Genomic DNA, 22,630 nt, shown 5'->3' on the forward strand with positions numbered 1-22,630 from the left:
GCAAAATGCGCGATCAGGGACGTTTGGTAGAATGGTTTGATGACAAAGGCTATGGCTTTATTCAGCCCAATGATCCGGCCAAAGATCGCGTGTTTTTGCATATCAAAGATTTTGCCCGTCCCGGTCCACGGCCAATTGTTGGTTGTGCGCTAGATTATCTGGTGATTCTAGATGAGCAGGGACGTTATCGTGCCCAGCAGGTTATGTACCTGAAAGCATCACAAACCAAAACGGCAAAAACAAAAACTAAAACATCAGGCCGAAGCCAGCCAGAAAAACTACAGCCGATGCAGGTTGCTTCTGTGGCCTATATTCTGGTACTGGCGGGACTCAGTTTAGCCGGATTGTTGAGTGGAATGATCCTGTTACTGGTGAGCCTGATGAATGTCCTCAGTTACTGGCTGTATGCCCAGGATAAAGAAGCGGCACAATTGGGCAATCGCCGTATTCCAGAAAATACCCTGCATCTGGTGGCATTTCTAGGAGGGTGGCCGGCAGCCTGGCTGGCACAGCAAAAATTACGGCATAAAACACAAAAACAACCCTTCCGGCAAATTTATTTTTGTACTATAGCTTTTAACATCATTTTGATTATATGGCTGATTTCTCCCTTTAACAGCCTGAATATCTAGAAACAACCACAGGAGCGTAGATGAACTATTCAATTGATAAAGACTCAAATCGCACGCTAACCCTGATTCTTTATATCTTATATATCGTGGCCATTTTTAGTGGTGGCTTGCTGGCAGTGATTGCACTGATTATTAACTATGTGAAGCGCTCGGATGTACGAGGTTCGATTTTTGAAAGTCACTTTACCTGGCAAATCCGCAGTTTCTGGTGGTATCTGTTCTGGAATATTGTAGCCTTTGTGCCATTCCTATTCCTGTTCTTTACCCATGAAGATCCGGACCTGTTTGCAGGGGTTGCTTTTGGTGCATCCACTTTCTGTCTGGTTGTGGTCTTTGTTTCCTGGATCTGGATTGTCTATCGCGCGATTCGCGGCATTATGCGTCTGAATGACAATCGACCGATGTATACCAAATAAGATTAGCTATATTTATTTCTCTAGATAAAAAACTCCCCCTTTTCTAAGAGGGGGAGTTCATAAGCTTAGGAAAGATCTTCCTTCAACTCTTCTATTTTTTCTTTTCTAAAAAACTTTGGCTTCCATTCGCTGGCAATCACCCCAAGTACCACCATCAATCCGCCTAGAAGTGCCAGCGCAGGCAAACGTTCTCCCGCCATACGTCCAAATAAACTTGCCCAGATCGGTTCACCGGCATAAATAATTGCAGCTTGGGAAGGATCTACCATTTCCTGTGCCCAGTTCATCACCAGCTGAATACAGGCACTGGCAATACCGAGACCGACCAAAATACCTGCCAGATGCCAGTGGAAGCCAGGTAACTGAGATTCACCCAGTATCGGTGCCATCAGAAAACAAAATAGCGAGGCAAAAATGAGTTGTAGCACGGTGACACGCCGGGTATTCACCTTCGGAGCAAAATGACTGATAAAAATAATCTCAAGCGCAATGGCAATCGAGCCGAGCAAAGTCAGCGCCTGACCAAAATTCAGCTGGATGGCACCAAAGCCATTACCGGTTAAAAACACCAGACCGAGAAAGGCAAACAGGGCACCGACCCAGGTCATGAAATATGGTTTTTTACGGAACAGTAGCCACAGCAGTAGAGGCACTAAGGGAACATATAGCGCAGTCAAAAAGGCCGATTCACTGCTACTAATCGTTTGCAAGCCCACCGTTTGTGTTCCATAACCGATCGTAATCACAGCCCCAATGATGGCACCCGCTGCCACTTCTTTAAGCGTCATGCCTTTCAAGTGCTTCAGCGACAGCAGAGTTATGGCAATTGCCGCCGCTGCAAAGCGTAATCCGACAAAGATCACCGGACTACTGAAATTCAGGCCATATTGTACAGTGATAAAGCTGCCACCCCAGATGATGGTAATCAGGATCAGAGCAAGTTGAGGAACTTTAGTTCTCCAGATAGAGGGAGTTTGGGAAACGGATGTTGACATGGGAGAGAGGATCAAAAAAATTGAACAATAAAAAAAGAGGTCCACAGACCTCTTTTTCAGCAGATGCTATTATAGCGCTTCTTGTTCATCCAGCAATAATTGTGCTTCACGCAGATTTAAAGTGCCTTCATAGATCGCACGACCGGTAATCGCACCTAAAATGCCAGGCTGATCTTTTAGATTACGCACGTCATCCATATTGGTTACGCCACCTGAAGCAATCACAGGCAGACCTGAATATTGTGCCAGATGTACGGTTTGCTCGATGTTGACACCCTGCATCATGCCATCACGGGCAATATCGGTATAAACAATACTAGACACGCCAGCATCCGCGAAACGTTTCGCCAGATCAGTCGCTTTTACATCAGTCACATTCGCCCAGCCATCCGTTGCTACCATGCCGTTCATGGCATCGATACCCACAATAATGTGGCCTGCAAATTTTTTGCATGCTTCTTCTACAAATTCAGGATTTTGCACTGCTTTTGTACCAATAATCACAAAAGATACACCTGCTTCCAGATAATGCTCAATGGTTTCCAGTGAGCGGATCCCGCCACCAATCTGGATAGGCAATTCTGGCTGTGATTTGGCAATGGCTTCTACCACTGGCTTATGAATCGGTGTACCTGCGAAAGCACCATTTAAATCTACTAAATGCAAGCGGCGAGCGCCTTCATTTACCCAATGCTGTGCTGTTGCCACCGGATCGTCAGAAAATACGGTATCGTCTTCCATACGACCTTGTTTTAAACGGACACATTTGCCATCTTTCAGGTCAATTGCAGGGATGATCAGCATGCTTTCGCTCCTTGCTTAATCTTTAGAATGAATTTCAGTGAGTTCATCTTAGCAAATAAAGTCGAAATTTCTAACTCTTAAACGGTATGAAAAAAGAAAACCTGTCTGAAGATATGCTGGAGTGACAGGATTTTATTCTTCAATTTTTTTATTCTTTGCAATACTCCTGATGGAGTCTGATATCAAAATGATATTTCGCTAGAAAACTGATCTTCTGTTTGTTCAAATTTTTGAATGCGGGCGAATTTTCAATTTTAGTGAAGTATTGGGAACTTCCTTAGGACCCAAGCCACGGTGCAGCAATTCTTCAAAGACCAGTAAAGGTGCATAGGCATCTGCAGCTGCATATTCAATTTGTGCCTGACTGAGATGTTTTTTCGCCCAGTTCGATGTCGTAACCCGTTTTGATTTAGGAAAATTCACCTGAAATAGCAAAGCCATCGCATTTTTTAATCCAAGAGGATTTTTAATGCCGAACGCACCAAAGCACTTTGACAGTTCAATCACACTGTTCAGCTCAATGCCTCTTTTACGGAAAAGATGCGCATCATTTTTCAGGCCAAAACCAACTTTAATCTGGTCTCGATTGGCAAAAATCGGTTTCAGAAAATCCCAAATGGCAGCATTCATCTGAAACAGGTAGGCCTTTTCCAGAGTGGCCAGCTGAATCAGATGCGGACCAGTAGAAACTTCACCGACCTTGAATGTGGGTTTAGATTCAGTGTCCAGACCAAAGACTGCGATCTGCTCAAGTTCTTCGCGTAGAGCTTCACATTGCTGAATGCTGTTAATCACCACAATATTTTCAGGCGCGATATTTTGAAAAGGTGGAAAATTTGCTATTGCCTCTTTACTCGGCAGAATATCGTTAAGCTGGGTATCCATGATTAAAGCATCTTCCATTGATGAATATTCAGGTTGAATAGAGCATACCTTAGAGAAGGAAGGTTGGATGTGAATTATTTTTCAAAAATAACATTTTAAACTGTAGCCCATAAAAAAAGCCCGCATGATGCGAGCTTTTTGAATGTATTGGATTAGATATTCCAATCCACAAAGTTTTTCAGTAGTTGCAGTCCTGCAGTATGACTCTTTTCCGGATGGAACTGGGTCGCAAACAGGTTATCTTTATGCAGGGCAGTACAGAAATCAATACCGTAGTTACAGGTTGCTGCCACAATGCTTGGATCTTGCGGTTCCACATAGTAACTGTGCACGAAATAGAAACGGGCATCCTGAGCAATGTCTTTCCACATCGGATGGCTTGGATCGGCCTGATGTACCTGGTTCCAGCCCATATGCGGCACTTTTAAACCCGCCATTTCCGGGAAGTGTTTGACTTCACCGGCAAAAATGCCCAGTGCATCCGCACCGCCATTTTCTTCGGAACGTTGCATCAGGGCCTGCATACCGACACAGATGGCCAATACCGGTTTGTTAAACACGGCATTACGTACCACTTCATCAATTCCGGCTTCATGCATGCCTTGCATGCAGTCACGCATTGCACCCACACCCGGAAAAACGATTTTGTCGGCTTGGGCAATCAGTTTTGGATCATTGGTCACATCTACCGTTGCACCGACGTGTTCAAGTGCTTTGGCTGCTGAGTGTAGGTTTCCCATGCCATAGTCAAGAAGGGCAATACGGGTCATTACAAGGTACCTTTGGTTGAAGCAACAGTATTCGCAGCACGTGGATCAACTTCACATGCCATACGCAGTGCACGGGCAAATGCCTTAAATACACTTTCGATCTGGTGGTGACTGTTTTTACCTTTCAGGTTGTCAATGTGTACAGTCATCAGCGAGTGGTTGACAAAGCCCTGGAAAAACTCAGAAAACAGGTCTACATCAAAACGGCCAATCATGGCACGGGTAAATGGAATGTCCATAAACAGACCCGGACGGCCAGACAGATCCACCACGACACGGCTTAAAGATTCATCAAGCGGCGCATAGAAGTGTCCATAACGGCGTAGGCCCTTTTTATCACCCAAAGCCTGAGCGAAGGCTTGACCTAAGGTAATACCACAGTCTTCTACGGTATGATGGTCATCAATTTCCAGATCTCCATCACAATGAATATCAATATCAAACAGACCATGTCGCTTGATTTGATCAATCATATGATCTAAAAATGGAATACCAGTGTTTAAAGTGCCTTGACCAGTACCATCGAGGTTCAAACGAACTCGAATTTTGGTTTCGTTGGTATTTCTTACCACTTCACTGATACGATCTGTCATAGACACGTTCCTCAAATACGTCAAAATGATTGATGTAGAAAATATTTTCGCCGTGACGACGTCACCGCATATTAGATTGCTCAGGAGGGTTTATCAATGCCTATTACCGTACATGCTTATACTTCTCTAGAAAACGACGAAGTGCGCAGCCAGCTTGAGCGACTGTATGACACTAGCCCTGAATTTAGTGATGGGGCAGATGCCATTGAACATCTAGAGCAAAACCTTGCACAGTATACCTTACTTTATACCGCAGAATTTAACACCAAAATCATCGGCGCCATCTGGTGCACAGGACAAGGCGAAAGTCGAACCCTGGAAAACATTGTGGTGCATCCGGCCAACCGTGGACGCGGGGTTGCAGAAAGGCTGGTGAGTGAGGCATGCCGCATGGAAGAGGAAAAAGGAGTAAAAGCATTTGTACCGGGATGCGGAGCCATTCACCGCTGTCTGGCAAATCTTGAAAAAATTTAAATATAGATAAATTTCAAGCAGCCTTCGGGCTGCTTTTTTTGTAAATACCGGATTCAATTTATTTTATTAGTCAGGTATTTGCTGAAAATATGAAAATATTGCTGTATAAACATGCAAATCGATGGAAAAGTAAACATTTGATGATTTTTATACGTTATGTACTTGACGATTAAGAGCTGAAACTGTTTAATACGCGACATCGGCGTGATAGCTCAGTTGGTAGAGCAACGGATTGAAAATCCGTGTGTCCCCAGTTCGATCCTGGGTCTCGCCACCATATTCAAAACGATTTTAAAGTTTTCAATCCCTGATCCCATCAGGGATTTTTTTTTAGGCCAAAATTCAGACACTCAATCTTTTTTTTCATAATTTCGATTGACTAATGTGTCCAGATACGGCTTAATACACCGCATCGGCGTGATAGCTCAGTTGGTAGAGCAACGGATTGAAAATCCGTGTGTCCCCAGTTCGATCCTGGGTCTCGCCACCATATTCGAAAAAACCTCAAACATTGTTTGAGGTTTTTTTTTCGCCTGTGATTTTTGATTCAGCCTAAGAATTAACTTGTTTTGCCATTCATCTGAGCAAGAATGAGTTCTCTAAATAATCAAGGTAATCTAATAGATAATTAAATTAAATACAGACTTTAGCAACCGATAAAGGCATTCAGGTTGTGAAATTTGAAGTAGGGGAAAGCCCATGAATAGTCTAAAAACATCTTTATTTGGGGCTCTGTTAGGTACATTTAGCATAGCAGTGCATGCGGAAGAACAGAAACCGGTGCTTACCTTGCCTACGATGACCATTATGGCTGAACCTGAAATGAGTAATGAGACTGGCTATGTTCCATTTATTGAGAATGAAGCCAATCGTCTTGCCTTACAGCATCAGGTAATCCGGGGAACCAAAGATGCAGAAAATTTTATGGTCAATCCAAATGTGCTGGCAAACCTCGATATTAAGCCGACCCAAGCTCCAGATTTGAGTTTACTGTCACCTGCACTGCAACAGTATGTGATGACCATTGCCCAGGGCTTACAATCTGGTGATCCAACCCAAGGGCTGTATACACTGCTGGAGAATGTCGGGATCGATCGTAGCAGCAGCTTGCAACCAGGACGCGGTCTTCAACTACAGATTAATCTGGACAAGGTGAATCTGGGCTTATTAGAAAACTACAACAATCCATCTCCTGTAGCGCAATTTCCAAGATCTCCTTAAAGGATGAGCCAGTAATGCAAATCAATCCCCATATTGGGGATTTTTGCTTTTTTAAATCTAACTTCTGAATAATTCATATTTTTTAGGAGCTTTGCTCCTGATTTGCTGGTTGGCTTTATGAGGGTGTAATGGATTCGATTGACCGTTTATCAAACTTAACAATAAGAAGCTGTATTACTTGTAAGATTTAATCTGACGCTTTCCCTTTTCCAACCGAGGGGTAATAAGATGAATCTCCTAAAATCCATTCAAAGCTTGGGCCTGATGCTGACCTGTACTGCTTTTACTCTCCCTGTACTGAGTCATGCAGCTCCTGCTCATTCTGAAGCAACGGTACTTCCCACCTTAACTGTCATGGCAGAGCCTGAAATGCGTGCTGTGACGGAAATAACGCCTTATCAGGAAGGTGCCAGCCAGCGTAAGGCTTTGCAGATGCGCCTGATGAAAATTGAACGCGATATCCAGGCTTATAGTGTCGATGGTGATGTCGTTGCAAATATTGACATGGGGGCAGCAGCGCCTAATCCAGATCTGGACAGTCTGCCTACTGTGTTCCGGGAATATGTACTGGCAGTAGCGCAAGGCTTGCAGTCCTCAGATCCAAGAAACGGAATCTATGTGATTTTGCAACCTTTCGGTATTGACCGGAATGCAACCAATGTCCAGATCGTCCGGGAACAGTTTGATCCGAATCGGCTTGAGCTCAGTCTGCCTTTTGGTTCACGCTAGCACACAATCCGATGGGCCAGGCTGATCAGGTCAGTCAGTTTCGGTATAGCCAGATCACGTCATGAAGAAAGGGTGGGTTAAAAACTTATTTCCTTTCTTCAGGCTTTTTACTGGATTCATTTTTTCAGTATTGAGGAAGCACGTTCACAAATGTGAAAAGCTCTATGTCTTGAATTATGCTGGAAAAATAAGCATAGTGTAAAAAATCAACAAGATCTGGATGACAGACCTGGAGCGTGTAGATGCCCCGTGTTTTTATGATTATCGCTGGAGTGGTACTGGCAATTTTGATCTGGTTATTTTATCAAAATTCTGTAGAGCAGAAACAGCAGGCCGATTTGCAAGAATATGAAACGGTACTGGAAGAAAAAACTGGATCTATTTTGCAACAGGCACAGGATTGGTCTAAACCGATTCAGATTGATCTGGAAGATGATCGTCTGGATGGGGATTATGCCGTGATGGCCCAATTTATTCTGGGTCAGATGCGTGATCGTGCCGAGGCTCGCAATCAGTATTTACGTGACCTCAAAGCAGCGGACTGGGATCGTTTTCTGGACATTGACCGTTTAGCCAAAGATCAAGCCCAAGACTATAAAGAAACCGAAGCCATGCTGAAGCGTGTGCATGAAATTGTCGATGGTTATGAACAGACAATTCAACAGCGGGCAACCCAGCAGTTAGAGCAGGTGAAACAGCTGGACATTAAAAACCGCTATCGTCAGCAGCTGGCAGATAATCTGAAAGCCAATCAGCAGCAGGATAATGCCCATGCAATTTTTGAAATTGAAAAACAGAGTCTGGCCAAAGCAGACCAGCTATTTCTGGTGCTGAAAAACAATAAATGGGAAAAGAAAAACCAGACCTTTATGTTCTATGAAGATGCACCCTTAAAGCAATTCAATAAGCTGTATCAGGAAATAGTGCAGCTCAATCAGCAAATGACTCAAGTGGATCAGCAGGCACTTAAAGAGGCAGAGAACAAACTCTAAGTATGAGGATCTTATGATTTCTTATCTCTAAATGACATGATGTTTTTCTGTCAGAATTAGTCTTGTTGCATTGCTTACATCAAAGATGTGCCAGTTCTCATTGGTAAGAGAACCAGCTATGCTTAAGAAAAATGAATATCCAGAAGCATGTTTGCAGACGGAAAGCGAGAATAGGGAGCACAATCTTTTATGCAACAATTGAAATGTTATAAAGAATTTCCGGTCTGGATGCAGCAAGCTATCCCACAAGGGTTCAAGCAGCCACACAATACCAAAGCGGGCACTTGGGCAAAGCTGACTGTGCTCAAAGGTGAGCTGCATTTTGCCATGCTGGATCCGTCAGGTCATATACAGTCTGAACATGTATTTACGCCAGAGCAGCAACCACCGTTCATTGAGCCACAGGCATGGCATAAGATTATTTCTGCCAGTGAAGATGCAGAATGTCAGCTGCGTTTTTACTGCAAACCTGAGGATTACTTTAACAAGAAATATCAGCTAAGCCCGACCCATTCGGAAATTCTGGCGGCTATGCCGTATTTAAAGGGTGGTCGTGCGCTGGATGTCGGTTGTGGTTCAGGCCGCAATTCGTTGTATTTGAGTCAGAACAGTTTTGAAGTCGACGCCTGGGATGTGAATGAAAATAGTCTACAGACCTTAAGACAGATCATTCAGAATGAAGAAATCGGGAATATTCAGGTTCAGCAACGGGATTTAAATCTTGACCCCAGTATTCAGGGTCAATATGACTTCATTTGCTGTACAGTGGTGATGATGTTCCTGCAGGCCGATACCATTCCACCACTTATTGCACAGATGCAGCAGGCGACAGTGCCGGGCGGTTATAACCTGATTGTCTGTGCGATGGATACCGATGATATTCCGGTACAGCCAGACTTTCCGTTTAGTTTTAAGCCGGGACAGCTTAGTGCCTATTATGAAGGCTGGAATCTGGTGAAATATAATGAAAATGTCGGTGAATTACACCGAGTAGATGAGCAGGGCAACCGGATCAAGCAGCATTTTGCGACTATGCTAGCCCGAAAGGTCTAATAAGAGATTTATAGGTCTTTATATTTTTGACTTTAAATCTGAAAGAGCCAAAAAACAAAAAAAAGATGTCACTCGGACATCTTTTTTTATGGATTTAAAATATCTTAAGCAGATTTTTTAAACCAAGAGAACCACCCTTTTTTCTCGGCTTTTACAGCTGCTTCGGCAGGTGCTGCTTTTACTTCTTCAGCTTTTGCTACAGTTGCTTCTTTTACTTCAGCAGTTTTTACAGCTGCATCAGTTTTCACGGCTTCTACTTTAGAATCCGCTACTTTTTTCATATCTGCAGGTGCAGCTTTTGCAGCTTCTACTTTTTGAGCCGCTTCAGTTTTTGCTGCTTCTTTAGTTTGAGCAGCTTGTTGTTGAGTTGCTTCTACTTTAGCGACAGCCGCTTGTTTCTCAGCAGTAGCTTTGGCAGCAGAGTCTTGTGCTTTAACAGTCGCAGTCGCTACTTTTGCTTGTGCAGGCGCAGTTGCTTGTTGAGCAGTTTGAGCGGCAACAGTTTTTGCTTGTTCTTTCATTGCAGCAACAGGAGAAACTGTTGCAGAAGCCATAGCAGAAGCTGAAGTTGCAACGATTGCAGTTGCTAGAAGTGTTTTAAGCATTTTCATGCATAACCCCATAAATAAAGGAGAGAAATGTGGGGTTATGATACGCCTGTCAAATATAAGTGGCTGATGGATAAGTTTTTATTGGTTGAATATTCAACTAAATTTACAAAGGGATAACATTCTTTTAAATAAAAAACCCTGTTATTAAACAGGGTTTTTTATTTATTTCTATTTTAAAGACCCAAAGGTTTTAGCATATTTGGTGTCGTTACGCTAACTGGGCCGGTCTGATAAAGTTTTCCATCGAATTTTTGATGCTTAGACCATAAAATTTGTTTCTTATCCAAATCAACATAAGAAAGTACATAGTATTGGCCTTCTGTAGGTACTGGATCATCTGCTACAACTACACCCATTGTTAAAACTGCGAAAGCAGCTGTGCCGGCAATATTACCAATCCGTTTTCCTAAAGAAGGCTGTTGTCCTAAGACCTGGATGACCAGAACCTTAGATGTGCCTAACACAGGCTTGAGATGGTCAGTTAGGCGATCTGTAATATCAATATCTACAGGTTGATAGTTATTGCTTAACGCATAACGCCCATGGCTGGCTTTAAAACTCTTTTGAAGCAGCAGTTGGATACTTGCACCATCCAGATCAGTAATTGCAGGTTGGTTGGCTGCCAAAACAGGATAAGTGCCTAAATATTCAGGTTGCGACTCTAAAGTATTACGTTTTTTATAAGTCTGAATGGTACGCTTTTCAAAGAAACCGCAATGTGTTGGCTGGAAGGTTTTGGTCACTTGAACCGCATTCTGGTTTAACTGTTTTACCAATGATTGAGATATTGCTTCGGCAGTACGATTAGATTGATCCAGTAAAATATGACTGTCACCAAGTTCTTTACGTAGTAGGCAGGCATCTGTCAAGATAGCCACAGGTTGGGTTTTAAATTCTTTTTGAATTCTTGCAAAGTAATCAGATTGTGGTGCTTTTGGTGTGCTGGCACATCCTACCAAGCTTAGACTCAGAACTGTAAATGCTAAATATTTTTTCATAATTATTTTAAATTTATATTTAATATTCAACTTTATCATAAATAAGGCTATGTGTATTTTAAAAAACTTTGAATGAATAGTTCGCAATAAAGAAACCCCGCACTAAGCGGGGGGTCTTATAATCTCGTTGTTTAAGAATTAAACACGTTCGATAATCGTTGCAATACCTTGCCCCAAACCAATACACATCGTCGCCAGACCGATTTGAGTATCTTGCTGTTCCATGATGTTTAGGAGAGAAGTGGTAATACGCGCGCCAGAACAGCCCAACGGGTGACCTAATGCAATCGCACCACCATTCAGGTTTACGATATTCTGTTTCTCGTACAGCCCTAAGCCTTTAAGAACAGACAGACCTTGCGCAGCAAAGGCTTCGTTTAACTCAACAGTTTGAATATCTTCAATCGTCAGACCAGCACGCTTCAATGCTTTTTGTGTTGCCGGAACAGGGCCATAACCCATGATCGCAGCGTCACAACCTGCAACCGCCATAGAGCGAATCACAGCACGTGGTTTCAAACCAAGCGCTTGAGCACGTTCAGCAGACATTAACAGCATTGCAGATGCACCGTCAGACAATGCTGAAGATGTTGCAGCAGTCACTGTCCCGCCTTTAGGGTCAAATACTGGACGTAAAGCACGGAAAGTTTCGATGTTGGCATCCGGACGGATCACTTCATCGATATCGCACAGAACTTTATAACCGTCAGCATTATGACCTTCAATACCTACGATCTCGTTCTGGAACAGACCATTTTCAGTTGCAGCCCAGGCACGACGGTGAGATTCCACACCAAACGCATCCTGTTCTTCACGAGTAATGCTGTTCATGCGACCTAGCATTTCAGCAGTCAGGCCCATCATATTTGATGCTTTTGCGTAGTGCTTAGATGCAGCAGGGTTCAGGTCGATGCCGTGCATCATACCTACGTGGCCCATATGCTCTACACCACCGATGATGAAGATATCACCCTGGTTAGTCGCAATCTGTGCAGCCGCAGTGTGGATTGCCTGCATAGAAGAACCACACAGACGGTTAACCGTTTGACCTGCAACAGTCTTAGGCAGGTCAGCTAACAATGCGATGTTACGCGCAATGTTCATACCTTGTTCCAGAGTCTGGTTCACACAGCCCCAGATCACATCTTCGACTTCATTCGGGTCGAATTCGTTACGAATCATCAACGCACGGATAAGTTCAGCTGACATGCTGTCGGCACGTACATTGCGGAACATACCGTTTTTCGATTTGCCCATGGCAGTACGTACGCCATCAACAATCACAACGTCACGTGGATTTAAAGTAGCCATTCACGTCACTCCTTAACCGTAGAATTTTTTGTTGTTAGCAGCCATGTCGCGCAATGATTGCGGCGCTTCATAAGCCTTACCTAAGTGCGCGTATTTGTCGCAAAGTGCAACATACTCAGCTACACCAGTTTGGTCGATATAACGGCATGGACCACCACGGAATGGAGGGAAGCCTACACCCATGATCATCGCCATATCTGCTTCAGCCGGAGTTGCAACAATGTTGTCTTCCAGGCAACGAACAGTTTCGTTACAGAAAGCCAGCATCATACGGTCAATGATCTCTTGAGGATCAAATTCACGTTTTTCAGCAGTTGCAACAGATGCCACAAGTTCGTATGCGGTTGGATCAACCACTTTGGCTTTTTTGCCTTTACGGTCAAGTTCGTATTTGTAGAAACCAACGTCATTCTTTTGACCCAGACGGTTGTTTTCGTACATCACCTGGATCGAACCTTTGAAATCAGGTTTCATACGATCCGGGAAGCCTTCAGCCATCACTTCTGCACCGTGAACGCCAGTATCGATACCAACCACGTCCATCAGGTAAGCAGGACCCATAGGCCAGCCGAATTTTTCCATCACTTTATCGATTTGCTGGAAGTCAGCACCATCTTTCAGTAACAGGTCAAATGCACCGAAGTAAGGGAACAGTACGCGGTTTACCAGGAAGCCCGGGCAGTCATTCACTACGATTGGTGTTTTACCCATTTTCTGAGCAAGAACAACAGTCGTTGCAATCGCTTCAGCAGAAGTCTTCTCACCACGAATCACTTCTACCAGTGGCATCATGTGTACCGGGTTAAAGAAGTGCATACCGACGAAGTTTTCAGGACGTTCCAGATTTTCAGCCAGACGCGTGATTGAAATCGTAGACGTGTTCGACGCAATAATCGTGTTTTCACGTACTTTAGATTCAGTTTCTTTCAGTACGATGCCTTTCACTTTCGGGTTTTCAGTTACTGCTTCGATCACGATGTCGACTTCTTTAAACTCGTCATAGCTTAAAGTAGGACGGATGCGAGCAAGGGTTTCACCCATTTGCGCCGGCTTCATCTTCTTGCGTTCAACCTGCTTGGTCAGCAGTTTGTTTGCTTCAGACATACCCAGTGCAAGTTGCTGGTTACCGATGTCTTTCATGATGATTGGAGTGCCTTTGCTTGCCGCCTGGTAAGCAATACCACCACCCATGATCCCTGCGCCTAGAACGGCAGCCTGGTTCACTGGATGTGCACCTTGTTCATATTTCTTAGAAGTTTTCTTCACAACCTGGTCGTTCAGGAACAGACCGATTAACGCACCTGCTTGTGGAGTTACCGCAGCTTTCGCAAAGCCTTGAGCTTCAACTTTTAACGCTTCATCGCGGTGTAAGCTTGCACCTGCCTGAAGAGAATCAAGCAATAGTTTTGGCGCTGGGTATTGAGCAGGGTTTGCTTTTGCAAGAACCGCACCTTTCGCCGTATTGAACGCCATCATTTGCTCAAGCATGTTCAGCTTGATTGGATCCAGTTTTTCCTGGCGTTTTGTTTGCCAGTCTAAACGACCGTGAATTGCCTGTTTCAACAGGTCAATCGCAGCATCTTTCAGTTTGTCTGCAGCCACAACCGCATCAACAGCACCATCTTTCAGTGCAGCAGCCGGTTTTTTCGGAGTAGCCATGGCCATCCATTCAACTGCATTGTCGATACCGATCAGACGGCTTAAACGAACCGTACCACCGAAACCAGGGAAGATACCAAGTTTGATTTCAGGCAGGCCGACTTGCGCCTGTTCTGACATCACACGGTAGTCACAGACTAAGCACATCTCGAAACCGCCACCTAGTGCCATACCGTTAATCGCGGCAACTTTAGGAATGTCCAGGTCTTCGAAGCTGTTAAAAATTTCATGAACTGGTAGTGCCCAGTCAACAATTGCCTGTTCGCCTTGAGCAAAGTTATCGCCGAATTCAGTAATGTCAGCACCTACAATAAATGTAGACTTGCCTGAAGTCACGATTAAACCCTGAATGTCAGCAGCGGAAACTGCGTCGATCGCAGCCTTGAAATCTTCAATCGTTGCACGGTTGAATTTGTTAACCGACTCACCTTGTAAGTCAAAGCGGAATTCTGCAATTCCGTCCTCAAGCATTTGGACGGTAATGGCATTGCCAGCGTGGATCATGCCCTGATCTCCTTTATTTTGGAGGACTTCTAAGTTGATGTTGTGAAGCAAGCGCGCATTTCCCGCGCACTTTTTTACTTCGCTAATCTTACGATAACTATATCCAAAAAGAACAACACAAGTTGTATCAAGCCGTGACGCAAGGGTCATCAATTTTCATCGCTCAATCAAGGCGTTGTCATGTCCGGAATACAGTGAACCGTTATCGCAGTGTAATGAAGTTATTGTTTCAATTTCACTTTTTTATTGCTGTCGCGCTGTTTTTATAACGTAAATTGACCAGATAGGGAATGTTTGCTGTGTGGTGTTTTGGTCAAAATAGTCAATTGAGATTCAAATTATTCGATACGGATGTAAGAAAATGTATGCAACGCTGTGTTCTACAAGCGGGTAGGGAGAGCAAAAGCAGCTTTGTTATAATGCGGCCCAGATGTGACTTTTTTATTTTTCCCCGTTCTTTTTTAGGGCTAGGATTTTTTGGGTATTGATATGCTTAAGTGGATTATTTTGGCCATCTTTGTCATCTCAGCGTTATATATTCAGCGACGTGGCACAGTTCGGCATTCTTTTTATCGCCAGTTTTTTGACCATTCGACCCTGTTTGCACCGATCAATTTTCTGATGTACGCCTTTTCAAGCGTACCGAATCAGCCTTATATCGATACGCAGCATTTTAAAGACCTAAAAGTGCTGGATGAAAACTGGGAAATGATTCGTGACGAAGCACAGGCACTCTATCAAAAAGGCGGGATCAAGGCTTCGAGCAAATATGATGACCTGGGGTTTAACTCATTTTTTAAGACTGGCTGGAAACGCTTCTATTTAAAATGGTATGACTCGGCGCATCCCTCTGCAGCAGAACTCTGCCCAAAAACTACCGCCTTGCTCAAAACTTTGCCTACCATTAAAGCGGCCATGTTTACCGAGCTGGCACCCGATAGCCGTTTGGTCCGTCATCGTGACCCTTATGCCGGTTCATTGCGTTATCACTTGGGCTTAATGACCCCGAATGATGACCGCTGCTTTATCGATGTCGATGGTCAGCGTTATTCCTGGCGCGACGGCGAGAGCGTGGTATTTGATGAAACCTATATTCATTATGCCGAAAACAAGACTGACCAGAACCGGATCATTTTCTTTGCTGATGTCGAGCGACCTTTAAAAACCCGCTGGATGGAACGCTTCAATCACTGGTTTGGTAAAAAAGTGATGACAGCAGCCAGTTCACCGAATGAGGTTGGGGATCAGACTGGTGGCTTAAACAAAGTCTTTGGTTATGTCTATCAACTCCGGGTAAAAGCCAAAGCTTTAAAAGCACAGAACCGCCAGCTGTACTATTTCCTGAAATGGTTCCTGATGCTGGGTATTTTCTTCCTGATCTTTATTCGTCCTTATCTGTTTGCCTAAGCTGCAACATAAAAAATAAAGCGCCCACATGGGCGTTTTTTATTACTTGCAGAGATTCACCACATCATTCTGATTTTGTGTAAGATAAAACAAAATAGGGGGAAGATGATGCGTGTATTTCGTTCCAAAAAAGATTGGTGGTTGCTGGCATTTTTAATCTGTATGAGTGGTTTGTTATTGCAATTACTACTGACCATGCAGGCCAAAGGGACGATGGCTCAATATCCGGTGCATACCGCAGTCTATATACTCACAATCCTCTTGGTGTGGTGGCCGGTTTGGAGTACCCGTTATATCGTGCAGGATGGGCAGTTGACCATTAAAAGCCTATGGCTGAGCTGGCAAATTCCGCTTAATTCAATTCAGAATATCCAGCCTACAGATCACTCAGAAATTGCACCTGCTTTGTCTTTCAAGCGTTTAAAAATTAGCTATACGTTGGCAGATCAACAAAAATATGTCCTGATTTCACCTAAAGACCCGGATGCATTGATTCAGGCGATTCAAGCACATCAAACAGTTTAATTGGAATCGGAGGCTTGAGGCCGAACTAGCAGTTGTCCATTAATACAGTCCAGATGGAGTTGTAGCTGTTCTGGATGGTTTAAAAAATAAATCGCTAAGACTGGTTCCAGTTCAGTCCGTATTTTCCGGCCCAGATGACGGGCGCCATAACGGATGTCATGACCCTGATAAAAATGGGCCTTGGCTGCATCAGTGAGGTGAATCTGTCGTTTCTGATGTTGCAGACGTTGATTTAATTTATCCAGCTCAATCTCAACCAGTCGTGGCAGGGCATCATTTTGGACAGCCTGATAGTGCAAGGTACGGTCAATCCGGTTTAAAAATTCAGGATCGAACTTGCGCTGCATGACTTTTTCAATAATCTGCTGGGTCGGTACTTTTTTCAGACATAGTTGCTGCATTTTTTGCGGCAGATAGCTGAGCTTTTCCAGATATTGTTGCGCGGCTTGTGCACCGACATTACTGGTCATAAAAATCATGCAATTACGAAAATCGATGGTTTTGGTACCAGCAGTCAACGTCAGTCGACCGGTATCCAGGACATTCATCAGGCCACGAATGACTTCAGTACTGGCTTTTTCCAGTTCATCGAACAGCATGATGCCGGGACGGGTATGGCTTCCGGCAATAGCGGTTTCATCAAACAGGCTATGGCCTTCTTTAGAGCCCACATAACCCGGAGGCGCGCCAGTCAGGGCAGCTGCATAATGTTCCTGCGCCAAAGTATTCATATCAATCCGGCAGAAAGCATCAGGACGGCCATAAATTGCTTCGGCAATCAGACGCACGGTCTCGGTTTTGCCGACACCGGTCGGGCCAAGCATTAAGGTAACCGAAAGCGGACGTTCAGGACTGGAAAAGTCAGCCTTGACCACATGCAGCATTTTTTCAATTTCATTTAAGGCCGCATCCTGACCGATGATCCGTTCCCGTAGCAACTGCATCACAGCCTGAGGTTCAAAATGAAAACGCGGTTTCCCAATTAAACGGTCACGCTCAGACTGGCTATGGCTAGAGGTGGCAGGTTGCACAACATGAATACCGGATTGGGAACTTGTCATCTTGGATCATCTCGAGATTGAACCTGTCGAGCATAGCAAAGTTAGTTCAGGCGACTTATAGCTTTTAGCAATCAGACCATATTGGGTTGCTTATAAATACGGCGGTCTGGGCATAACCTGTTTCACTTTCGATGACAGTTCGGGTGAATTTTGTGTCATCGCTTGAAAATGACACATTAAACATCACATATATCTGCATATTGCAGGTAAAAAATAGGTTTTAGGTGAACGAGAACGCACGCCCTCATATTGAAAAAATCTTGGCCAATATGACCACCTTACCCGGGGTCTACCGGATGTATGGCAAAGATGGCGAACTCTTATATGTGGGAAAAGCCAAAAATCTGAAAAATCGGGTGTCCAGTTATTTTGTCAAAACCCTTGATCATCCCAAGACTCAAGCTTTGGTGGCACGGATTTACGACATTCAAACCTTGGTGGTGCGTTCAGAAACTGAAGCTTTATTGCTAGAGCAAAACCTGATCAAGCTGCATCGTCCACCGTATAACATCATGCTGCGTGATGACAAATCCTATGTCTATATTTTTGTCTCTGCAGACAAGCCCTATCCGCGGATTGCCAGCGGTCGTGGCAAGGGCAAACATCAGGTCGGCAAGTTCTTTGGACCTTATCCGAGTGCTTACAATGCCCGCGATACTTTGGTTATTCTGCAAAAATTATTCAATGTACGTTCTTGTGAGAATGGTTTCTTTGCCAATCGTACTCGACCTTGTTTGCAATATCAGATCAAGCGCTGTTCCGGCCCTTGTGTGGGTCTGATTTCACCTGAGGATTATCAGGAAGATGTCAATAATTCGATTCGCTTCCTGCAAGGCGATACCAAAGAGTTGAATCAGGAACTGATTGCCAAGATGGAAGCAGCCGCAGAAAATCTGGAATTTGAAAAGGCGGTATTTTATCGTGACCGGATGGCATTACTGCGTGATGTACAGGCCCAGCAGGCGATTTATAAAGTCAAAGGTGAGGCAGATATTCTGGCGATTGCCTACCAGGCAGGCGTAACTTGTGTGCAGATCATGCATGTGCGTAATGGCAAGATGCTCGGCGGTAAAGGCTATTTTCCGGATATGCTGAGTGACGATCTGGGACAAATGCTCTCGGATTTTATTGCCAACTTCTACTTCCAGGTTGCCGATGAAATTCCTTCTGAACTGATCGTAAATATTGAAATGCCAGATCGGAAGGAGCTGGAAGCCGCACTTTCTCAACATTTTGACAAGAAAATTCAGATCAAATCCAAAGTTCGGGAAACCCGTGCCGAATGGCTGGAACTTGCACAGATGAATGTACAGCATGCCATTCAGGGCAAGCTGGCCAATCACTTTGAACTGAATGAACGTTTCCATCAGTTAGAAGAAGTTGTGGGACGACCGGTAGATCGGATTGAGTGTTTCGATATCTCACATACCATGGGTGAAGATACGGTTGCTTCTTGCGTAGTCTTTGATAGTGGAGGTGCGCGCAAACGTGATTATCGCCAGTTTTCTATCAATGATATTCAGGCGGGTGATGACTATGCCGCGATGCGTCAGGCCTTAACCCGTCGTTATAAAAAAGCCATGCTGCCAGATCTGCTGCTGATTGACGGTGGTAAAGGGCAATTGCATATGGCGATGGAAGTCATGCAGGAACTTGGACTGGATGCCTTTATGGTCGGTGTGTCTAAAGGCGAAGGACGTAAGCCGGGTCTGGAAACCCTGCATTTTACCGATGGCGGTAAGATCCAGCTTCCAGAAGATCATAAGGCCCTGCATCTGATCCAGCAGGTACGTGACGAAGCCCACCGTTTTGCCATTACCCGACATCGGGCCAAACGCGATAAAAAACGGGGTTCATCGGTACTGGAGGTAATTCCGGGACTGGGGCCGAAGCGCCGTCGTGATTTATTAACCCATTTTGGCGGGATTCAGGGTGTGCTTAAAGCTTCAGAAAAAGACCTGCAACTGGTACCAGGTCTGGGTTCCGTGATGGCCCGGATGATTTATAAAGTTCTGCATGAGTAATTGTTTTACATCAATTACAAGTGCAAAAATGCACATTGACCTTCGAGTCAAAGGTCATTTCTATTCATAGATTTTTCCAGCAATATATCGGTTCATCAGACAAAGTTGAAGGATCGATATGTCTTTGCAAACACTGTACGCACAAATTGCGCAGCAAGAATGGATTGAAATGCCGCCAGGCTGGGGACAAGGAAGAACCATCTACGGTGGACTTGCAGCTGCAGTCATGATGCAAAAAGCCGTGGTAATAATCAATGATCCTACTAAACGTCTGCTGAGTACCAGTGTGACTTTTGTTGGCCCGGTACAGGAAGGCAAAGCACGCCTAACTGCGGAAATTCTGCGTGAAGGCAAATCGGTCACTACCATCGAAGTGCGTCTATGGCAGGATGAGGCTGTTCAGAGCATTCTGATTGCCAGTTTCGGCGTAGCGCGCGATTCTAGCATTCAGGTACATCAGGAAATCCAGGCTCCGGATTATGCTCCTCCTGAAACCCTGTTCCAGATTCCTGCACAGTTCAAGCTTCCAAAGTGTTTTGATCATTTTGAACTCAGATGGGCGGATTTGAATCTGCCGTGCAGTTCAAGTGTACGTCCTGATTTTGAAGGCTGGTGCCGCTTCCATCCAGATCAACATTCTGACCGTGAATTTCAGTTAGCTGACCTGATGGCCATTTTTGACATCTGGCCACCTGGGGTGTTACCGATGTTTCAAACACTGGCCCCAGCGAGCAGCCTGACCTGGACTGTAACCTATGTGCATCCAGTGCAGCATCAGCTACATGATTGGTTTAAATATAAAGTGATTACCGACCATGCGGCTGACGGTTATTCAACAGAACATGCCTATCTGTGGGATGCAGAAAATCGGCTGATTGCGATGGCCAGACAGACAGTGACGGTGTTTGCCTAGTGACACTTCAAGTCAATTCGTATAAAGTGAAGCGTATTAATGATGGATTAAACCTCGAAAAAAGTGTGCATTTTCATCGTACATGAGGGGAACAATTGGCGGTGTCTATGACTACAGGTCGTATCCTGAATATTCCAAATATCTTGACCTTGGCTCGTATTATCCTGATTCCGGTTTTTTTATTGGTCGCATATTGGCCACCGGCAATGGGATTTAATGAAACCAGTCCTGATGTGACGCGGCATATTATCTTAACGACAATTTTTGTAGTGGCTGCAGTCACTGACTGGTTTGATGGTTATCTGGCGCGTACTCTGAATCAGACGTCTGCTTTTGGTCGTTTTTTGGATCCAGTTGCAGACAAGTTGATGGTCGCTGCTGCGCTTATTGTCTTAGTGCAATGGCAACCTTCGATCTCGATGGCTTTTGCAGCGATTGTGATTATTTCACGGGAAATTACAGTTTCAGCTTTACGTGAATGGATGGCTGAACTCGGTGCGCGTACCAGTGTGGCGGTGTCGACAGTGGGTAAATACAAAACCGCGTTCCAGATGATCGCAATTACGGTTTTCCTGCTGAACTGGCCACCGCTAGAAATGCTGGCTTATGCTTTGCTATATACAGCTGTGGTACTGACCTTATGGTCAATGTTTATTTATCTAAAAGCAGCCTGGCCATATCTGAAACAGCCTTAATCAATAAAAGCTCCTTAAAGGGGCTTTTTTTTATAGCTGAAATAGGAAATATAAAAATAGCAGGCAAAAAAATACCCAGCCTTTGGGGGAAGAACTGGGATGAAATCGGGGGTATTTCTCAGTTATTATTATAGTTATTCAAAGATATCTCATCTTCTTGCTGGTCATTATAGGGAGCACCTTCCACAAAATCATGTGGTTTCTTGTAGCTGAATGTTGTGTTTTGTGAGAGCAATGTATACAGAATTTACAATTGATTATTTTGATACAAATCTGATTGCTTTTCAGTAAGATAATGGCTGCTTAAATTTAAAAAACACGGTAGGAAAATGACAGGTTTTGAGCCTGTTTTTTAGGTCAATAATTTTCGATTTCATGAAAGTTAAAATAGTTTTTAGAGTGCTTTTAAGAGAAATAGAGTATCTGAAATAGAGTATCTATAGAAAAAGAATATCCGAGGAGTCTCTTGTCAGGTATTTAACTCATGATCTGATGAAGAAGTAATTTTCAAATTAAAAAGGGAATTCTTTTTATAGGTTACTTTTTTATAGCATTCGAAGTGATACCTTTCGCTTAATTTACGTAAGAGAAAAGCTTGAGCTTAGATAAAAAAATTTCCATGTAAGGAGTTTTTTTATTCTATGAACTTATAGCTGCTTGTCTTGTGTAAAAAACAAAAAGAGTAGGGCTTTAAACTAAAAGGGGAATCTTTCATAGATTTCCTTTTTGACAAGTAAAATTATGCGCTTGTCTTGCTTAGTTAAAACGCAGTTTAGCTCTTGCAGTATTCATAAAAAAAAGAGCCTTGTCAGGCTCCTTTTTGACATTTGAAACTACGCGCTTCGCTTGTCTTGAGTAATTTTTAGAGCAGTACATAAAAAAGAATCTCCCATAACGGAGATTCTTTTTAAAGCCTACGCGCAGCATAGCTGCTTATCTTGCGGCGTGGCGGAGCAGTGCTTTTGATATAAGAAAAGCCCCGTTTATGGAGCTTTTCAAATGTTGACCTACGCGCACCTTCGGTGCTTGTCTTGAAGAAAAATAAGGCAGCGCCTTATTTTTCTTCAGGCTTTAGACCTTCAGCTTTTTCCAATGATTCATCATTGTTAAAGAACTTCTCGCGTTGCTCTTCAAGGAACTTTTTCGCATCCGGTTCAAACACGTTTAAACGCTTTTCATTGATCAGCGTGGTCTGGTGTTTCAGCCATTCTTGCCAAGCCTGTTTAGATATCGTATCAAACAGTTCCTGACCCTTTGCACCCGGGAATGGTGCAAAGTCTAAACCTTCCATTTCTTGTTGATACTTACGGCAAAAAACTTGTCGAGACATATCAATACTCCAATTTAAAGCGAAAGCA

23 protein-coding genes and 2 tRNA genes are annotated in these 22,630 nt (G+C 43.9%); 14 read left to right on the forward strand and 11 right to left on the reverse strand.

What is annotated here, in order from left to right; translation table 11 throughout:
• Positions 1-5: 5 nt before the first annotated feature.
• On the forward strand, positions 6-632 hold the full coding sequence (locus tag FTU00_RS00855) for a DUF1294 domain-containing protein (RefSeq protein ID WP_034170207.1): 627 nt from the start codon (positions 6-8) through the stop codon (positions 630-632).
• A 20-nt stretch (positions 633-652) separates the two neighbouring features.
• Entirely contained in the window at positions 653-1,048 is a 396-nt protein-coding gene (locus FTU00_RS00860; RefSeq protein WP_004781593.1) for a hypothetical protein, read from the forward strand.
• 65 nt (positions 1,049-1,113) lie between these two features.
• Here the strand turns inward: FTU00_RS00860 and FTU00_RS00865 are convergent, their stop codons facing one another.
• The 5 genes from FTU00_RS00865 to hisB form a co-directional block, all read right to left on the reverse strand.
• Positions 1,114-2,043 carry a DMT family transporter gene (locus FTU00_RS00865; RefSeq protein WP_180178910.1) on the reverse strand — a complete coding sequence of 310 codons (930 nt, stop codon included), beginning with the start codon at positions 2,041-2,043 and terminating at the stop codon, positions 1,114-1,116.
• 69 nt (positions 2,044-2,112) lie between these two features.
• Positions 2,113-2,847, reverse strand: a complete 735-nt coding sequence (gene hisA / locus FTU00_RS00870; RefSeq protein ID WP_005232592.1) for a 1-(5-phosphoribosyl)-5-[(5-phosphoribosylamino)methylideneamino]imidazole-4-carboxamide isomerase — start codon at positions 2,845-2,847, stop codon at positions 2,113-2,115.
• 222 nt (positions 2,848-3,069) lie between these two features.
• Positions 3,070-3,732 (reverse strand): 3'-5' exonuclease, encoded by a 663-nt coding sequence (locus FTU00_RS00875; protein ID WP_180034195.1) that lies wholly within the window; start codon positions 3,730-3,732, stop codon positions 3,070-3,072.
• Between the two features lie 152 nt (positions 3,733-3,884).
• A complete protein-coding gene (hisH, locus tag FTU00_RS00880; RefSeq protein WP_004781601.1) occupies positions 3,885-4,502 on the reverse strand; it encodes an imidazole glycerol phosphate synthase subunit HisH in 618 nt (205 codons plus the stop codon).
• Positions 4,502-5,095: an imidazoleglycerol-phosphate dehydratase HisB gene (gene hisB / locus FTU00_RS00885; RefSeq protein WP_005232589.1), complete on the reverse strand. Its 594-nt coding sequence runs from the start codon at positions 5,093-5,095 to the stop codon at positions 4,502-4,504. Before hisB ends, hisH begins: the two co-directional genes overlap by 1 nt.
• A gap of 96 nt (positions 5,096-5,191) precedes the next feature.
• Between hisB and FTU00_RS00890 the strand changes: the two genes are divergently transcribed.
• From FTU00_RS00890 to tehB, 7 genes are all read left to right on the forward strand, one after another.
• Positions 5,192-5,569, forward strand: a complete 378-nt coding sequence (locus tag FTU00_RS00890; RefSeq protein ID WP_004781604.1) for a GNAT family N-acetyltransferase — start codon at positions 5,192-5,194, stop codon at positions 5,567-5,569.
• Positions 5,570-5,770: 201 nt separating this feature from the next.
• Positions 5,771-5,846 (forward strand) — tRNA-Phe (locus tag FTU00_RS00895).
• A 137-nt stretch (positions 5,847-5,983) separates the two neighbouring features.
• Positions 5,984-6,059, forward strand: a tRNA-Phe gene (locus FTU00_RS00900).
• 209 nt (positions 6,060-6,268) lie between these two features.
• Entirely contained in the window at positions 6,269-6,790 is a 522-nt protein-coding gene (locus tag FTU00_RS00905) for a hypothetical protein (protein ID WP_180159202.1), read from the forward strand.
• A 228-nt stretch (positions 6,791-7,018) separates the two neighbouring features.
• A complete protein-coding gene (locus tag FTU00_RS00910) occupies positions 7,019-7,519 on the forward strand; it encodes a hypothetical protein (protein WP_166136836.1) in 501 nt (166 codons plus the stop codon).
• Positions 7,520-7,761: 242 nt separating this feature from the next.
• Complete coding sequence (locus tag FTU00_RS00915; RefSeq protein WP_159123719.1) at positions 7,762-8,511, forward strand: hypothetical protein; 750 nt, start codon at positions 7,762-7,764, stop codon at positions 8,509-8,511.
• 189 nt (positions 8,512-8,700) lie between these two features.
• On the forward strand, positions 8,701-9,564 hold the full coding sequence (gene tehB, locus FTU00_RS00920; protein WP_179991950.1) for an SAM-dependent methyltransferase TehB: 864 nt from the start codon (positions 8,701-8,703) through the stop codon (positions 9,562-9,564).
• A gap of 104 nt (positions 9,565-9,668) precedes the next feature.
• Here the strand turns inward: tehB and FTU00_RS00925 are convergent, their stop codons facing one another.
• The 4 genes from FTU00_RS00925 to fadB form a co-directional block, all read right to left on the reverse strand.
• Positions 9,669-10,175, reverse strand: a complete 507-nt coding sequence (locus FTU00_RS00925) for a hypothetical protein (protein ID WP_159123721.1) — start codon at positions 10,173-10,175, stop codon at positions 9,669-9,671.
• 173 nt (positions 10,176-10,348) lie between these two features.
• On the reverse strand, positions 10,349-11,173 hold the full coding sequence (locus tag FTU00_RS00930) for a hypothetical protein (protein ID WP_166136827.1): 825 nt from the start codon (positions 11,171-11,173) through the stop codon (positions 10,349-10,351).
• Between the two features lie 138 nt (positions 11,174-11,311).
• Complete coding sequence (fadA, locus tag FTU00_RS00935; RefSeq protein WP_180031038.1) at positions 11,312-12,484, reverse strand: acetyl-CoA C-acyltransferase FadA; 1,173 nt, start codon at positions 12,482-12,484, stop codon at positions 11,312-11,314.
• A 12-nt stretch (positions 12,485-12,496) separates the two neighbouring features.
• A complete protein-coding gene (gene fadB, locus FTU00_RS00940) occupies positions 12,497-14,647 on the reverse strand; it encodes a fatty acid oxidation complex subunit alpha FadB (RefSeq protein WP_159123725.1) in 2,151 nt (716 codons plus the stop codon).
• Positions 14,648-15,136: 489 nt separating this feature from the next.
• Here fadB and lpxO point away from each other — a divergent pair, with 489 nt between their 5' ends.
• On the forward strand, positions 15,137-16,054 hold the full coding sequence (gene lpxO, locus FTU00_RS00945; RefSeq protein ID WP_159123726.1) for a lipid A hydroxylase LpxO: 918 nt from the start codon (positions 15,137-15,139) through the stop codon (positions 16,052-16,054).
• 108 nt (positions 16,055-16,162) lie between these two features.
• Positions 16,163-16,579, forward strand: a complete 417-nt coding sequence (locus FTU00_RS00950) for a PH domain-containing protein (RefSeq protein WP_180179000.1) — start codon at positions 16,163-16,165, stop codon at positions 16,577-16,579.
• Here the strand turns inward: FTU00_RS00950 and FTU00_RS00955 are convergent.
• Positions 16,576-17,640 carry an AAA family ATPase gene (locus FTU00_RS00955; RefSeq protein ID WP_180178911.1) on the reverse strand — a complete coding sequence of 355 codons (1,065 nt, stop codon included), beginning with the start codon at positions 17,638-17,640 and terminating at the stop codon, positions 16,576-16,578. The genes FTU00_RS00950 and FTU00_RS00955 overlap by 4 nt on opposite strands.
• A gap of 224 nt (positions 17,641-17,864) precedes the next feature.
• Between FTU00_RS00955 and uvrC the strand changes: the two genes are divergently transcribed.
• From uvrC to pgsA, 3 genes are all read left to right on the forward strand, one after another.
• A complete protein-coding gene (uvrC, locus tag FTU00_RS00960) occupies positions 17,865-19,664 on the forward strand; it encodes an excinuclease ABC subunit UvrC (RefSeq protein WP_180025219.1) in 1,800 nt (599 codons plus the stop codon).
• Positions 19,665-19,782: 118 nt separating this feature from the next.
• A complete protein-coding gene (locus FTU00_RS00965; protein ID WP_180052768.1) occupies positions 19,783-20,577 on the forward strand; it encodes a thioesterase family protein in 795 nt (264 codons plus the stop codon).
• 107 nt (positions 20,578-20,684) lie between these two features.
• On the forward strand, positions 20,685-21,272 hold the full coding sequence (gene pgsA / locus FTU00_RS00970) for a CDP-diacylglycerol--glycerol-3-phosphate 3-phosphatidyltransferase (RefSeq protein WP_004781631.1): 588 nt from the start codon (positions 20,685-20,687) through the stop codon (positions 21,270-21,272).
• Between the two features lie 1,054 nt (positions 21,273-22,326).
• Here the strand turns inward: pgsA and FTU00_RS00975 are convergent.
• Positions 22,327-22,602, reverse strand: a complete 276-nt coding sequence (locus FTU00_RS00975; RefSeq protein WP_004781637.1) for an oxidative damage protection protein — start codon at positions 22,600-22,602, stop codon at positions 22,327-22,329.
• Positions 22,603-22,630 lie beyond the last annotated feature (28 nt).

The organism is Acinetobacter sp. YH12041 (assembly GCF_013419975.1).
Classification (GTDB): Bacteria; Pseudomonadota; Gammaproteobacteria; order Pseudomonadales; family Moraxellaceae; genus Acinetobacter.

Excerpts from the sequence above, each read along its gene's own strand:
- FTU00_RS00855 (WP_034170207.1), top strand. The coding sequence starts at position 6 with ATGCGCGATCAGGGACGTTTGGTAGAATGGTTTGATGACAAAGGCTAT.
- FTU00_RS00860 (WP_004781593.1), top strand. The coding sequence starts at position 653 with ATGAACTATTCAATTGATAAAGACTCAAATCGCACGCTAACCCTGATT.
- FTU00_RS00865 (WP_180178910.1), bottom strand. The coding sequence starts at position 2,043 with ATGTCAACATCCGTTTCCCAAACTCCCTCTATCTGGAGAACTAAAGTT.
- hisA (WP_005232592.1), bottom strand. The coding sequence starts at position 2,847 with ATGCTGATCATCCCTGCAATTGACCTGAAAGATGGCAAATGTGTCCGT.
- FTU00_RS00875 (WP_180034195.1), bottom strand. The coding sequence starts at position 3,732 with ATGGATACCCAGCTTAACGATATTCTGCCGAGTAAAGAGGCAATAGCA.
- hisH (WP_004781601.1), bottom strand. The coding sequence starts at position 4,502 with ATGACCCGTATTGCCCTTCTTGACTATGGCATGGGAAACCTACACTCA.
- hisB (WP_005232589.1), bottom strand. The coding sequence starts at position 5,095 with ATGACAGATCGTATCAGTGAAGTGGTAAGAAATACCAACGAAACCAAA.
- FTU00_RS00890 (WP_004781604.1), top strand. The coding sequence starts at position 5,192 with ATGCCTATTACCGTACATGCTTATACTTCTCTAGAAAACGACGAAGTG.
- FTU00_RS00905 (WP_180159202.1), top strand. The coding sequence starts at position 6,269 with ATGAATAGTCTAAAAACATCTTTATTTGGGGCTCTGTTAGGTACATTT.
- FTU00_RS00910 (WP_166136836.1), top strand. The coding sequence starts at position 7,019 with ATGAATCTCCTAAAATCCATTCAAAGCTTGGGCCTGATGCTGACCTGT.
- FTU00_RS00915 (WP_159123719.1), top strand. The coding sequence starts at position 7,762 with ATGCCCCGTGTTTTTATGATTATCGCTGGAGTGGTACTGGCAATTTTG.
- tehB (WP_179991950.1), top strand. The coding sequence starts at position 8,701 with ATGCAACAATTGAAATGTTATAAAGAATTTCCGGTCTGGATGCAGCAA.
- FTU00_RS00925 (WP_159123721.1), bottom strand. The coding sequence starts at position 10,175 with ATGAAAATGCTTAAAACACTTCTAGCAACTGCAATCGTTGCAACTTCA.
- FTU00_RS00930 (WP_166136827.1), bottom strand. The coding sequence starts at position 11,173 with ATGAAAAAATATTTAGCATTTACAGTTCTGAGTCTAAGCTTGGTAGGA.
- fadA (WP_180031038.1), bottom strand. The coding sequence starts at position 12,484 with ATGGCTACTTTAAATCCACGTGACGTTGTGATTGTTGATGGCGTACGT.
- fadB (WP_159123725.1), bottom strand. The coding sequence starts at position 14,647 with ATGATCCACGCTGGCAATGCCATTACCGTCCAAATGCTTGAGGACGGA.
- lpxO (WP_159123726.1), top strand. The coding sequence starts at position 15,137 with ATGCTTAAGTGGATTATTTTGGCCATCTTTGTCATCTCAGCGTTATAT.
- FTU00_RS00950 (WP_180179000.1), top strand. The coding sequence starts at position 16,163 with ATGCGTGTATTTCGTTCCAAAAAAGATTGGTGGTTGCTGGCATTTTTA.
- FTU00_RS00955 (WP_180178911.1), bottom strand. The coding sequence starts at position 17,640 with ATGACAAGTTCCCAATCCGGTATTCATGTTGTGCAACCTGCCACCTCT.
- FTU00_RS00965 (WP_180052768.1), top strand. The coding sequence starts at position 19,783 with ATGTCTTTGCAAACACTGTACGCACAAATTGCGCAGCAAGAATGGATT.
- pgsA (WP_004781631.1), top strand. The coding sequence starts at position 20,685 with ATGACTACAGGTCGTATCCTGAATATTCCAAATATCTTGACCTTGGCT.
- FTU00_RS00975 (WP_004781637.1), bottom strand. The coding sequence starts at position 22,602 with ATGTCTCGACAAGTTTTTTGCCGTAAGTATCAACAAGAAATGGAAGGT.